This is a genomic window from Brevibacterium luteolum, assembly GCF_013004595.1.
GTDB lineage: Bacteria > Actinomycetota > Actinomycetes > Actinomycetales > Brevibacteriaceae > Brevibacterium > Brevibacterium luteolum.
This window is the reverse complement of sequence record NZ_JABEMC010000001.1, coordinates 565,572-579,003: the sequence shown is the minus strand read 5'-3', so window position 1 is coordinate 579,003 and position 13,432 is coordinate 565,572. Positions and strand designations below refer to the sequence as shown.

The window sequence follows — 13,432 nt, the reverse complement described above, 5'->3', positions numbered from 1 at the left end:
CCGCCCGGTGGTTCTGCTGTGAGCCGCCTCACCCGCGATGATCAGCGCCGGCCGCTGATGATCGCTCCGACGACAACACCGAGCAGCGCGATACCGGCACCGGCGGCCATGCCGGTGAGGAAGCCGCCGGTCCCCGGGCTGCACGCCCCGGCTGCCGCCGGTGCGTGCCCGGCGGCGCCGCTGATTGCTGAGCCCTCGGACCCCGGTGCTGTCACGAGTCCTGTGTCCGACAGTGAGCGGGAGTTGGCTGCTGCCGGTGCGCCGGCCTGTGCACCGGGTGCGGCCTGCTCGCCGGCTTCCGGCACGCCCTCGGCGATCGCCCTGTCGATATCGGCGAAGAACTTCGTCGCGATCCGCTTGGCGACACCGCCGAGCATCCGCTGCCCGACCCCGCCGATCGGCCCGCCGAGGATCGCATCGGCCTCCCAGGTCACGGTGCTGCCCCCGTCTTCGGCGGCGCTGAGCTGCACCGCGACCTCGGCGCCGATGGTGCCCGGTCCCCCGGCCCCGTTGACGGTGAGCACGAAGGATTCGGGCTCACGCTCTTCGGAGAAGACGACGGTGCCGTTGTAGGTGCCCTTGATCGCCGCGACCCCCATCGTCACGACGACCGCATACTTCCCGCCGCCTTCATCGCTGAAGGACTCCACGCCGGGGATGGTGGCCGCGAGAATCTTCTCATTGTGGAAGGCGTCCCAGGCTGTCTGCGGGTCGGCGTTCATCGTGGCGGTCGAGGAGATCTTCATCGGGTCACCTTTTCTTCTGCTCGTGCGGTGTCGGTCTCCGGCACGCAGGCCGGATGCTGGAGGGACGGCCACTGGCCGGCGGCATGCTTCTCACGCAGCTCCCACAGCTCTGATGGGGAGATCGGCATGCGGGTGATGGGGAAGCCTTCAGCGTCTTCGATCGCCGAGGCGATGACCGAGGCACCGGGGATCGTCCCGGCCTCACCGGCGCCCTTGATGCCGAGGGGGTTGAGCGGGCTCGGGGTCTCCAGGTGGTCGGTTTCGACAGGCGGGATCTCGCTGGCGAACGGCATAAGGAAGTCCATGAAGGAGGCGTTGAGCAGCTGGCCGGTCTCGTCGTAGGCCATTTTCTCGTACAGTGCCCCGGCGATCCCCTGCGCGACGCCGCCGAGCACCTGTCCTTCGACGACGAGCGGGTTGATCATCTTGCCGCAGTCGTGGACGACGCAGTAGCGCAGCACCGTGATGTCGGCGGTTTCCGGGTCGGTCTCGACGATCGCGGCGTGCATGCCGGAGGCGAAGGTGGTCCGCTGCGGGGAGAAGAAGTCCCGCTCCTCCAGTCCCGGTGACTCACCAGGCAGCATCGGCGGCTTCGACTCATCGGATGGCATCCCGAACTGGGTGGCGGCCTTGGCAGCGTCGTCGAAGGCGTAGCGCAGCGGGTTCGACATCACCGAGATGACCTCGAGCGGAATCGAGGCTGAGGGATCGCCTTTGACCTGCACGATCCCGTCGACGATCTCCAGGTCGGCCGGGTCGACTTCGAGTGAGCGCCCGGCGATCGTCAGTGCCTTCTGCTTGAGCTTCTTCGCCGTCAGGTGCACGGCGTTGCCGCTCATGACCGCCCCGCGCGAACCCCAGGTGCCCACCGAGTAGGGGGTCTTGCGGGTATCACCGGTGACGACGTTGACCCGGTCGATCGGCACTCCGAGCTCATCGGCGACGATCTGGGCGAACACGGTCGCGTGTGCCTGCCCCTGAGTGGTCAGGCCGGTCCACACGTTGACCTGCCCGGAGGTTTCGACTTCGATGTGCCCGCCCTCATACGGCCCGGCGCCGGTGCCTTCGACATAGCAGGCCACGCCGATGCCGACCCGCCGGCCCTCGGCGGCGGCTTTCGCACGGTAGGCAGCGAAGTCGTCCCAGCCGATGAGCTCTTTGAGCTTGGCCATCGAGGTCGGGAAGTCACCGGAGTCGTAGATGCCCTCGCGCCCGTCCTGCAGGACGAGGCCGATCGGATGCGGGAACTCGCGCACGAAGTTGGCCTCGCGCACCTCGGTGCGGTCGCGGCCGAGCGCATCGGCGACCGCGTCCATCGCCCGTTCCATCATGTACACGCCCTGTGGGCGCCCGGCCCCGCGGTAGGGGGTGACGATGACGGTGTTGGTGTACAGCGACCACCATTCGCAGCGGTAGTTGCGGACGACATACGGCCCGAGCACGTGGGTGGCGGTGTTGAGCGGCGGGATCACCCCGTAGGGCAGGTAGGCGCCGTTGTCGTGCCAGAACTTCACGTCGAGGGCGTGGATCTTGCCCTCGTCGTCGAAGCCGATGCGCACCTGCTGGAGCTGCTGGCGCTCATGGGCGGAGGAGATGAAGTGCTCGCGCCGGTCCTCGGTCCAGGCGATCTCCCGGTCCAGTGCCCGGGCGGCGGCTGCCACGCAGACCTCTTCGGGCCAGGGGTGGTTGATCTTGACGCCGAATCCTCCGCCCACATCGGGGGTGATGACCTCCATCTTCGTCAGCGGCATCTCCAGCTTCGCTGCCAGTGCCGCGCGCAGTCCGGTCGAAGTCTGCGTCGAGGAGTACACGATCATGCTCTCATCGTGGCGGTTCCAGCGGGCGAGCACGCCCTTGCCCTCCATCGGCATGCAGGCGCTGCGCTCGATGTCGAGGTCGATCTCGAGCACATGTGGGGCACCGGCCATCGCCTCGTCCACCGCGCCGACCTCGTCGATGCTGTGAGCGGCGATGTTGTCGGCGACATCGGCATGCACAGCGTGCTCGGCCTCGCGCGAGGTCGCGACCCCGACGACGGCAGGCAGGTACTCGTAGTCGACGTGCACGGCGCTGGCGGCGTCTTCGGCGATGTAGCGGTTGGCGGCGATGACCATGGCGATCGGCTCTCCGACGTGGTTGACGTCGTCCTTGGCGAGCGCGTACCCGGTCTTCGGCGCGATGAGTGAGGGGTGCGGCAGCAGCATCGGCAGCCGCTCACCGGCTGCGCCGGGCAGGTCTTCGTGCGTCCACACGGCGTACACGCCGTCGATGTCGAGGGCGCCGGAGACGTCGATGTCGAGGATCTTCGCATGGGCGTGCGGACTGCGCACGAACGCCGCGGCCAGCGTGTGGGGCGAGGACAGGTCATCGACATAGGAGCCGTTGCCGGTCACCAACCGCGGGTCCTCCTTGCGGGCGATCTTCTGCCCGAACATCCGTGTCGTCATCGCTGTCCTTCCCCGTCCGAGCCGGGTGCCCCGTCCGCGCCGGATTCCCTGTCGCCCGCACCCGAGGCGGCGGCCGCCTCGGGAACGGATCCGGTCCTGCGCAGTTCGGCTGCCCGCAGCACGGAGGCGACGATGTTCTGGTAGCCGGTGCAGCGGCACAGGTTCCCGGAGATCGCCTCGCGGGCCTCCTCGGGTGTGGGGTCGGGGTTCTCCTCGATGAACGCGTCGATCGTGGTGATGAACCCAGGAGTGCAGAAGCCGCACTGCAGGCCGTGGCAGTCGATGAACGCCTGCTGCACATCGGAAGGGCGCTCGGGGTCATTGCCGATGCCTTCGACGGTGCGGAGGTCGCTGCCTTCGGCGGCGACAGCGAGCATGAGGCAGGAGCGCATCGGCTTGCCGTCGACCTGGATGGTGCAGGCGCCGCACACTCCGTGTTCGCAGCCGACGTGGGTACCAGTCAGCCCGATATCGTGGCGCAGGGCGTCGGAGAGCAGCCGGCGGTCGGCGACGGAGATCTCGTGCGCTGTGCCGTTGACCATCAGCCGCACGGTGCGGTGCGGTTCCGGCTCGGTTCCCTCAGCGTGTGCCAGGCTGCTCACGTGTTTCGCTCCTTCTCTCAGCCGATGTCTGTGTCATTTTCGTCGTTGCGGTCGCTGCCGCCACCTGCCGTCACCAGTCCGGTTGGCCTGCCCGTCACCAGTCCGGTTGGACTGCCCGTCACCTGTCCGGTTGGCCTGCCGTCGGCGGCTGCGGTGGCCGACAGCTGAGCTCGACGGCCAGTCTGCGGGCCATGACCTTGGTGATGTGGCGGCGGTAGTCGGCGGTGGCGTGGATGTCGCCGGCTGGGTCGATGGTTGCCTCGACCGCCTCGGTCACGGCCGCGCACAGGTCAGTGGTGGCCCTCAGCTCCATCCCGGTGACCCGCTCGCTCATGTCGAGAACCTCTGGCAGGTCGGTGACGGAGACGAAGGACAGGCGGAGCCCGGTGATCGTGGATTCCTCGGCAGTCAGCGCCATGGCCACCCCGGCGAGAGCGTAGTCGCCTGAACGACGGGCGAGTTCGGTGAAGCCGGTGCGGGTGCCGGGCGGGAACCGGTGGAAGTCGACATGGGTGATGAGCTCATCGGTTTCCAAGCAGGTCTCCAGCGGGCCGATGAAGAGCTCAGCTGCGTCGATCTGCCGGGACCCGGATGACGAGACTGCGTGCGCAGTGCCGCCGGTGAGGGCGAGGACGGCCGGCATCTCTCCGTTCGGATCGGCATGGGCGATCGAGCCGACGGTGGTGCCGCGATTGCGGATCGCCGGATGCGCGACATTGACCAGCGCCTGACGCAGGATCGGCAGCGCGGCATAGGCGTGGTCATCGGCTTCGAGTTCCGCGTGTGTGACCGCAGCGCCGACGCGCACGCAGGAATCGGTGACCTCGATGGAGCCCAGCTCGCTCAGCCTGGAGATGTCGATGAGGTGAGCGGGGGCGGCCAGGCGCATGTTCAGCACCGGGATGAGGCTCTGGCCGCCTGCCAGCAGCTTCGCGTCGGCCCCGTGCTGAGTCAGCAGTTCGAGGCAGTGGTCGACTGATGCTGCGCGGTTGTAGGCGAAAGCCGCTGGCTTCATTCCCTGATGTCCTCCGGTCTGTGTGGATCGTGGTCGGCAGTCCGGCCGCCACGGCGTCGCCGGCCGTGGTCGTCCTCGAGACCGAGCTCTTCGAGATTGTGCAATCCGGGTTCGCCGACGGTGATGAGTGCGCCTCCTGCGCTGTCAGCCGCCTCCCGCAGCTCTGCGGGGGCGATGATCCGGCAGAAGTGGTACATCACCAGAACGACGATCGTACCCAATGCGATGCCAGCCAGGGTGAACGTCTCGGTCACTTTCAGTCCGATGTCGCCGATGGCGATGATGATGCCAGCGGCCACCGGGACCATGTTGAGCGGATTGGAGAAGTCGACTTTGTTCTCCGTCCAGATCTTGGCGCCGAGCAGTCCGATCATGCCGTAGAGCACGACGGTGATGCCGGCGAGCACGCCACCAGGCGCCGCGGAGATGAGCGCGCCGAACTTCGGTGAAAGGCCGAAGACGATCGCCACCAGCGCGGCAACGTAGTAGGCCGCTGTCGAGTAGACGCGGGTGGAGGCCATGACGCCGATGTTCTCAGCGTAGGTCGTCGTCGGTGAGCCTCCGACCGAGGTGGCCACGGCGGTAGCGACACCGTCGGCGGTCAGCGCCCGGCCCATGTACTTGTCCAGCGGGGTCTTCGTCATCTCCTCCACAGCCTTGACGTGACCGACGTTCTCGGCGATGAGCGCGATGACAGCCGGGAGCATGAGGATGATGAAGGCGGCGTTGAACTCCGGCAGGTGCATGCCGACGACCCCGGCGGCGCTGTCAGTGACTGGCGGCAGACCGAACCACGGGGCGTCGAGGACGCCGGACCAGTCGACGCGCATATGGGTGTCGACCTCTCCGGTGGCGGCGTTGAAGGCCGTGATCGGACCGAAGGCCAAATCGAAGATCCAGGACAGCACATACCCGAAAGCCAGGCCGAGAAAGACGGCGATGCGGCCGAGGAATCCGCGCAGAGCCACCGACATGACGATGATGACGAACATGACGATGAAGGCGATCCACTGGTCCTGCGGCCAGTACACGTTCGCGACGACCGGGGCGAGGTTGAAACCGATGAGCATGACGACCGCACCGGTGACCACCGGCGGCATGATCTTCGTCAGCACAGCAGCGCCCATGAAGTGGATGAAGATGCCGCAGGCGGCCAGGACGAGGCCGGCGATCATGATCGCGCCGGTCACCTGCTGGGGTGTGCCGCCTTGGGCGGTGACAGCCGCGACGCCGCCGACGAAAGCGGCGGAGGTGCCGAGATAGCTGGGAACCTTGCCGTTGACCATGAGCAGGAAGATGATGGTGGCGACACCGCTCATCATGACCGCCAGCTGGGGATTCAGGCCCATGACGACGGGAAAAACGAACGTTGCGCCGAACATCGCCACGACGTGCTGAACGCCGAGTCCGACCGTGCGCGGCCAGGTCAGGCGCTCATGAGGGGCTACCGCCTTGCCCGGTGCAGGACTCTTCCCGTCACCGTGCAGTGTCCATCCGAAACTCATTGCTCCCCCAACCAGTCGGCTTTCGAACTGTCATAGCCGTAACGGCATGTGTCAACCGTAGGGACACAACGAGGTGCGCGTCACGTCAAGTTATGCCAAACACGTCCGTGCTGGTTTGGGTAGTTTCGCCCGCACATTGCGATCTGGCGGTGGATCGCTCATCAGCGGTGTGTGCGCTTTCCGTCCGTGAGGTCCGTGAGGTACATCGCCTGCAGTGCCAGATGGATGGCCAGCCGCCGCCGCGCATCGGTCATGAAGGGCCCGAGGATGCGCTCGAGTTTGCTGATCCGGTAGCGCAGCGAGTTGTAGTGGAAGTGCATCTCACGGGCGGTCTCAGCGACGTTGAGGTTCTTGTCCAGCAGCACCCGCAGGGTCTCGCGCAGGTCGGCGGAGGAGGCGCTCCGGTCGGCGAGCACCCCGAGGGTGTCGGAGATGAAGGCCCGCACTTCCTCCTCATCGTCGATGAGCGACAGCAGCCGGAAGACGCCGAGGGCATCGAAGTGGCTGATCGCCTGCTCGCCGTAGAGCCTGCGGCCGACCTCCACGGCCTTGCGCGCTTCCTGGTAGGCGGCCGGCAGAGCGTGGAGATCCGCCGCTGTGCGACCGATGCCGGTAGAGAAGGTCAGCCGGCCGCCACCGCCGACGCCGTGCACGTCGCCGACCCAACGTTCGACGCGGGCGGTGGTGCGTTCAACGGATTCCTCTGGTGTCACACCGGCGATGACAGTGACCTCATCCCCTGCCCCGACGACCACCGCCTCGGCGTCGCCCTGGGTGACCGCCGAGGTCCAGGCGCGGGCGAAGCGCTCCTGCAGGGACTGCTTCTCCATCGTCTCGATAGGCTCGCCGGTGTCGTCGTACTCGGCGACGACGACCACGAGTTCACGGTCCAAGTCCCAGCCCAGCGAGGTCGCATGCGACAGGATCCGGTCGGCTGCCACGATGCGGCCGCGCAGCACATCGTGGACGAAGTCAGCCTTGTACTTGCTCTCAACAGCCGAGATCGCGTGCATCTTCGTGAGCACGAGGGCGGCGGCTGCAGAGGCCTGGTCGACGACGTGCTGCTGGCTGTGGCTCATCGGATGGTCGGTGAAGAGGACGAGGCGGCCGAGGTCGCGGGTCCCGCCGCGGATCCGCACCGCCAGACTGCAGATCCCGTTGGCTTTCTGCACCTCACCGACCCGGGTCTGCTCGACCCGGAAACGGCCGGCGACATCGAAGCAGGTCAGCTGCTGGAGCTCTGCCAGCGGCAGCTGCCCGGCCACCGCGGTCACCCGGCCGTCCATCGTCGTCACGGCGACAGTGCCTTTGACATGACTGGCGATGCGACTGCAGACCTCATCGAGCTCTCCGCCGGTGACGACGATGGTGACGAGTTCGTGAAGGATCTGCTCGGCCTGCTGCAAGTCCTGTTCACGACGGGCGAGCACCGTGCCGAGCACCTCGTGGATGATCTCGTCGAAGCCGACCCCGTGGGGCAGCAGCAGGATCGGCAGTCCTGCGGAATCCGCTGCGGTAAGCACCTCGCCGGGGATCTCATGGAGATAGCGGCCGGGTTTGACGCCGACGCCTGCCAGCTGGCGGTCGGCGAACTGGCGCACGAGCTCACCGAGGTCGAACTGCTGCCCCTGAAGCGGGTAGCCCGTGGTGATGAGCAGCTCCTGGGCACGCACCCACGGCAGGATGTCGGGGACTTCCATGACGTTGACGCGAGAGACGATGCGGTCGAGACCGTCGGCGCCGGCCAGCACGCGGGTGCCGGAGAGGGAGGGCAGGTCGAGGACGTCGCGGACGGTGACATCACCTCCGCTGACTGGCAGATTCTGCCGAGTCAGAGATTCATGATTATCGGCATTTGCCATGTCCCCCACCCTAGCAGTCAGCCCTACGCTTGTGAGATGCACGTCATATCCGCGGATCCGGTTGTCGTGCCAGCGGCGAAGTCCCCTGTGACGCCGCCGCTGGCCGCACCTGGGCGTGCATGGACGGTCGCCGGTGTCCATGCGGCTGGCCTGTACCTCACAGCGCCCGCCGACGTCACGGCACCCACCGACGTCACGGCACCCACCGACGTCACAGTGCCTTCCGGGCAGCGCACGCTCGTCATCCCGGTGATCGGGTTGGGTGCCTACGATCTGCCGACGGCCATCCGCGCGCATGTTCCAGCCGATGTCCTCACCACCGGCGTGAGGACCGGCGATCGCGTCGCGGCCGAACCTGACCGGCTGCTGCTGCCGGCAGCTCAGCTGCAGATCAGGCGCATGTGGCGACCGCAGCGCATCAGCAGGGTCCCCGGTCTGGGCATCGGCCGATGGCACCCCGATGAGCATTCGACCGAACACCGTGGGAGGGCACTCGATCCAGGTGCCGTCCGTGCCGTGCTGCAGCCGGGGATCGCCGATGCTGAAGCCAGCGCTGAGGACATCGTTGCGACCGCGCTGAGCTGCAGCCGGGGCGCTGCGTCTGGCTGCGGCCGGGGCGACGAAGCTCTCGCTGAGCGCGTCGCGGCGCTGATCGGCCGCGGTCCCGGACTCACCCCCTCGGGCGATGATGTGCTCTCCGGCATCGCGCTGGCCCTGCGCTGGCAGTCAGCGTGGCGCGCACTCGCCCAGCTGCGGGCAGCGCTCACACCACAGCTGGCCGCCACAACGGCGATCTCCGCCTCACTGCTCGAAGCAGCCCTCGACGGCTGGTGCACGACAGCGGTGACCAGGGCGCTGGGCGCCGCCCAAGCAGGTGACCTTCCCGCCTTCGCCGAACATCTCGGTGCGATCGGGCACACGTCCGGCTACGACCTCGGCGCCGGTGTCGTGGCGACATGCCGCGCGCTTTCCCAACCCTCATCTCACTCCGCCGGTGGAACGCCGGACCCGACAGAAGGAGAAGACTGTGCTGTCTCACGTTGACATCCGATCCGGTGTCTACTTCGACTCCGTCAGCCTCATGCAGGCCTCTGCCCGCGTGAAGGACCTCGACGGCGTCTCCGACGCGCTCATCGGGATGGGCACGGAGCTCAACCTCGACCTCATGCGCAGCCTCGACTTCGACATCGACCCAGCGGTGAGCCCGAACGACCTCGTCATCGCTCTGCGGTGTGCTGACGCAGAGGTGCTGAAGGCCGCGTTGACCGAACTCGACGTGCAGCTGGCTGCCCTGCGCTCCACCGGCGGCGAGCTCAGCACCGGTGGCGAGAGCCCGGCGCTGACCGTGGGCTCGGCAACGCGGAGAACCGAGGCGAACCTCGCTCTCATCTCCGTGCCCGGTGAGCACGCGACGACAGAGGCACTTGATGCGATCGCCGCCGGGTGTTCGGTCATGCTGTTCTCTGACAATGTGCCTGTCGAATCCGAGGTGCTGCTCAAGGATGCAGCGGCTACAGCAGATGTCATCGTCATGGGCCCTGACTGCGGCACAGCGGTCGTCTCCCAGGCTGCGCTCGGCTTCGCCAATCGGGTGCCGCCGGGCCGGTTCGGCATCGTCGCAGCCTCCGGCACCGGCGCCCAGCAGGTCATGACGCTGCTCAGCGCCGCTGGCGAGGGCGTCAGTCATGTGCTGGGCACCGGCGGCCGGGACATGAGCGCGGCGGTCGGCGGCCGGTCGACGAAGCAGGCGCTGCGGGCGCTGGCGGCTGATGAAGCCACCGAGCACGTCATCATCGTCTCGAAGCCAGCCGATGCCGGTGTCGTCGACGAGGTCGCAGCGCTGGCCGGTGAGCTCGGCGTCGGGGTGACGTGGGCGGTGCTCGGCTCAGGCCGGCCGGATCTGACAGCCGCGGTCGAAGCGGCGCTGCGCGCTGCCGGCGGGATGGCACCTGAGTGGCCGTCATGGCTGCCGGAGACCTCGGAGCAGCCGGCTGCGGGCGGGGATCTGCGCGGCTACTTCTGCGGCGGCACTCTGGCTGATGAGGCGATGCTCATCGCCTGCCAGGCGCTCGGGCCGGTGCCCTCGAACATCCCACTTGCTGGGGCTGAGCAGCTCAGCGGCGGCAGAGTGCCGGAGAGCGGGTCGTTCGTCATCGACTTCGGTGATGACGAGATGACCGCAGGGCGTGCCCATCCGATGATCGACCCGAGCCTGCGACTCGACGCCCTTGAGCGCACCGGTGCCGGCGCTGGCGTCGTGCTGCTCGACCTCGTGCTCGGCTACGGCGCCCACGCAGCACCGGTCGAGCCGCTGGCCGCAGCGATCGAACGGGTGCGCGCACGTGCGCAGGAGGAGCACGGCCACCGGCTGCCGGTCGTCGTCTCCCTCGTCGGCACCGAGGAGGATCCGCAGGGACTCTCCGCCAGTGTCGAGGCGCTCACCGCAGCCGGTGCCGAGGTGTTCGCCTCGAATGCTGCCGCGACGCGCCGAGCCCTGGCCCACCTCGGGCACGCTGCATCCCCGGATGCCGCGCTGAGGCCTGAGTCCGGCGTGCAGACCGACGCGCAGGCCGGCGTGCAGACCGGCGCGTCGACCACGGCTGCTGATGGCGCGTCGCTGCGCGGTCTCCTGGAGGCCGAGCCGGTCGTGGTGACGGCCGGGCTGTCGCTGTTCGCCCAGGAGCTGCAGGCGCAGGCGGTCGCCGTCACCGAGGTCGATTGGCGGCCCGCGCTCGGCAGCGCTGCCGCGGTGCAGGCGGTCATGGCCGATCCGCGCCGCGCCGACGCCAACCGCACGGCGATCGAGCGGATGCTCGCCGCAGGTGCCGAGCTCGTCGCCGTCCGTCCGGCCCGCGAGTGCCTGGGCCTGGCTGACACCGAGTTCCTCCACGCCGGTCCCCCGCTGGCCTGGGAGGACGCCTCGGGACCGATGCGCGGCGCCCTGGCTGGGGCTGTCGTGTTCGAAGGGCTCGTCGAAACGCTTGAGGAGGCCGAGGAAGGGTTGGCCTCTGGCCGGTTCACGTTCGCGCCGTGCCACAGTCGGGAAGCCGTCGGGCCGATGGCCGGCGTCGTGAGCCCATCGATGTGGATGATGGAGCTGCATGACCCGGTGCACGGCAATCGCGCCTACTGCTCCCTCAACGAAGGGCTCGGCAAGGTGCTGCGCTATGGCGCCAACGGCGAGGAGGTGCTCACGCGGCTGCGTTGGATGCGCGATGTGCTCGGGCCCGTCCTGGCCGAGGCGCTGGAGAGCAGCGGCCCGCTCGACACGAAGTCCTATGTCTCGCAGATGCTGCAGTCCGGCGATGAGGGCCACAACCGCAACCGCACCGGCACGCTGCTGTTCCTGCGCGACATCATGCCGCATCTCTTCGCACAGGACTGGCCGCAGGAGGACCTCGCCGAGGTGGTGCGCTTCCTCGGCGCCAACGACTACTTCGCCCTCAACATCGTCATGCCCACCTGCAAGCTCGCCTGTGCGGCTGCGAAGAACGTCCCCGGTTCCTCGCTCGTCGTGACGATGGCGCGCAACGGCACCGAGTTCGGCATCCAGCTCTCCGGCACCGGGGATGCGTGGTTCACCGGGCCGGCGCAGATGCCCGAGGGTCTGTTCCTCGGCTCGTTCGGACCGGAGGATGCGAACCCGGACATCGGCGATTCGGCGATCACAGAGACCGCTGGCATCGGCGGCTTCGCGATGGCCGCGGCTCCGGCGATCGTCCGGCTCGTCGGCGCCGATGTCGCCTTCGCACTTGAGACGACGCAGAAGATGTATGAGATCACCCTCGGTGAGCATCCTGCCCACCAGATCCCGATCCTCGAGTTCCGCGGTGTGCCCACCGGCATCGACGCCGCAGCCGTGGTCCGAACCGGAGTGCTGCCGCAGATCAACACCGGCATGGCCGGCCGGGTCGCCGGTGTCGGGCAGGTGGGCGCCGGCCTCGTGAATCCACCCGAGGAGGCGTTCGTGACGGCGATGGCGGCCCTCGCCGAGGCGGCAGAGCGCCGGTGAGCACGAGCTGAGCGGCCGGCTGAGCCTTGGGGCCGGCCGGCCGCTCAGGAGTGGATCGGGCCGCTCAGGAGTGGATCGGGCCGGTGGTGTCGCGCAGCGGCGCACCGCTGGCCTGCCACCGCTCCCGGGTGATCTCAGCGAGGATCGAGATCGCGGTCGTCTCCGGGGTGCGAGCGCCGAGGTCGAGGCCGATGGGCGCATAGAGCCGGTCGATGAGCTCTTCTGGCAGTCCGGCATCGCGCAGCGCTGCGATGCGCCGATCGTTCGTGCGCCTGCTGCCCATCGCCCCGACGTAGGCCGCCGGGCAGCCGAGGGCGACCTGCAGCAGCGGCACGTCGAACTTCAGATCGTGGGTGAGCACGGCGATCGCGGTGCTCTCTTCGACCCGGCCGGCATCGAGCTCGGCCTGCAGATAGCGATGCGGCCAGGACACGACGACCTCATCGGCCTCTGGGAAGCGCGCCGGGGTGGCGAAGACGGGCCGGGCATCGCAGACGGTGACGTGGTAGCCGACGAGCTTTGCTGCCGCCGCGAGCGCACGCGCATAGTCGATGGCTCCGAAGATGAGCATCCGCGGCTTGCGCGAGAAGGCGCTGATGAGCACGGCAGTGTCGCTGTCGAGGCGTTCGCCGTGCTCGCCGTACTCGCGGATCTGGGTCGTTCCGGCGGCTAACAGCCCAACGGCGCTGTCGACGACGGAGTAGTCGAGCTGTCCGTCACCGAGCGAACCAGTCACGGTCGGGGCATCCGCCTCAGGCGCGGTGATCGCCAGCCAGCGGCCAGCCGGCGGGGCGAGCACGTATTCCATCCCTGTCGGCTCGCCGAGATCGTCGGTGGCCAGCGGAATCCGGGTGAGCAGGGCAGCCGGCTCATCGAGGAGGATCTGCCGGCATGTGGCCGCCAGCGGCTCGGTGTCGGCAGGATCGGCCGGATCGACGCGACGGATGAGGACGTCGAGCCGGCCGCCGCAGGCCAGGCCGACGGCGAAGGCCTCGTCATCGGAGACGCCGTAGCGGCCCAGGCGCGGCTGGCCGTCGTCGATGGTGAGCTGGGCGGCGGCGTACACGGCCCCTTCGACGCATCCGCCGGACAGCGACCCGATGGCCCGTCCCGAGGCGGTGACCGCCATGGCAGTTCCGGCCGGGCGGGGTGCTGAGGACCACGTGCGGATGACCGTGCACACAGCGAAGGGCTCGTCACCGGTGAGCAGGTCGAGGATATCGGAGGCGATGTCGCGCATGCC

General features: G+C 68.3%; 9 protein-coding genes. 2 read left to right on the top strand and 7 right to left on the bottom strand.

Features of this window, described 5'->3' with window-relative positions; translation table 11 throughout:
* Positions 1 to 41 precede the first annotated feature (41 nt).
* The 6 genes from HLA91_RS02660 to HLA91_RS02635 form a co-directional block, all read right to left on the bottom strand.
* A complete protein-coding gene (locus HLA91_RS02660) occupies positions 42 to 746 on the bottom strand; it encodes an SRPBCC family protein (RefSeq protein ID WP_170273379.1) in 705 nt (234 codons plus the stop codon).
* A complete protein-coding gene (gene cutA, locus HLA91_RS02655) occupies positions 743 to 3,193 on the bottom strand; it encodes an aerobic carbon-monoxide dehydrogenase large subunit (protein ID WP_170273378.1) in 2,451 nt (816 codons plus the stop codon). Before cutA ends, HLA91_RS02660 begins: the two co-directional genes overlap by 4 nt.
* Positions 3,190 to 3,795 (bottom strand): 2Fe-2S iron-sulfur cluster-binding protein, encoded by a 606-nt coding sequence (locus HLA91_RS02650; RefSeq protein ID WP_259846414.1) that lies wholly within the window; start codon positions 3,793 to 3,795, stop codon positions 3,190 to 3,192. Before HLA91_RS02650 ends, cutA begins: the two co-directional genes overlap by 4 nt.
* Before the next feature lie 118 nt (positions 3,796 to 3,913).
* Positions 3,914 to 4,810, bottom strand: a complete 897-nt coding sequence (locus HLA91_RS02645) for an FAD binding domain-containing protein (protein WP_170273377.1) — start codon at positions 4,808 to 4,810, stop codon at positions 3,914 to 3,916.
* Positions 4,807 to 6,315: a uracil-xanthine permease family protein gene (locus HLA91_RS02640; protein WP_102161711.1), complete on the bottom strand. Its 1,509-nt coding sequence runs from the start codon at positions 6,313 to 6,315 to the stop codon at positions 4,807 to 4,809. The genes HLA91_RS02645 and HLA91_RS02640 overlap by 4 nt, the downstream gene beginning before the upstream one ends.
* Before the next feature lie 161 nt (positions 6,316 to 6,476).
* Entirely contained in the window at positions 6,477 to 8,177 is a 1,701-nt protein-coding gene (locus HLA91_RS02635) for a PucR family transcriptional regulator (RefSeq protein ID WP_170273376.1), read from the bottom strand.
* A 36-nt stretch (positions 8,178 to 8,213) separates the two neighbouring features.
* On the opposite strand from HLA91_RS02635, the gene HLA91_RS02630 reads away from it, so the two are divergent.
* Both HLA91_RS02630 and HLA91_RS02625 read left to right on the top strand, forming a co-directional pair.
* Positions 8,214 to 9,221 (top strand): oxamate carbamoyltransferase subunit AllH family protein, encoded by a 1,008-nt coding sequence (locus HLA91_RS02630; RefSeq protein WP_165882505.1) that lies wholly within the window; start codon positions 8,214 to 8,216, stop codon positions 9,219 to 9,221.
* Positions 9,205 to 12,189 carry a bifunctional FdrA/YlbE family protein gene (locus tag HLA91_RS02625; protein ID WP_165882504.1) on the top strand — a complete coding sequence of 995 codons (2,985 nt, stop codon included), beginning with the start codon at positions 9,205 to 9,207 and terminating at the stop codon, positions 12,187 to 12,189. The genes HLA91_RS02630 and HLA91_RS02625 overlap by 17 nt, the downstream gene beginning before the upstream one ends.
* A gap of 64 nt (positions 12,190 to 12,253) precedes the next feature.
* Here the strand turns inward: HLA91_RS02625 and HLA91_RS02620 are convergent, their stop codons facing one another.
* Complete coding sequence (locus tag HLA91_RS02620) at positions 12,254 to 13,429, bottom strand: XdhC family protein (RefSeq protein WP_165882503.1); 1,176 nt, start codon at positions 13,427 to 13,429, stop codon at positions 12,254 to 12,256.
* Positions 13,430 to 13,432 lie beyond the last annotated feature (3 nt).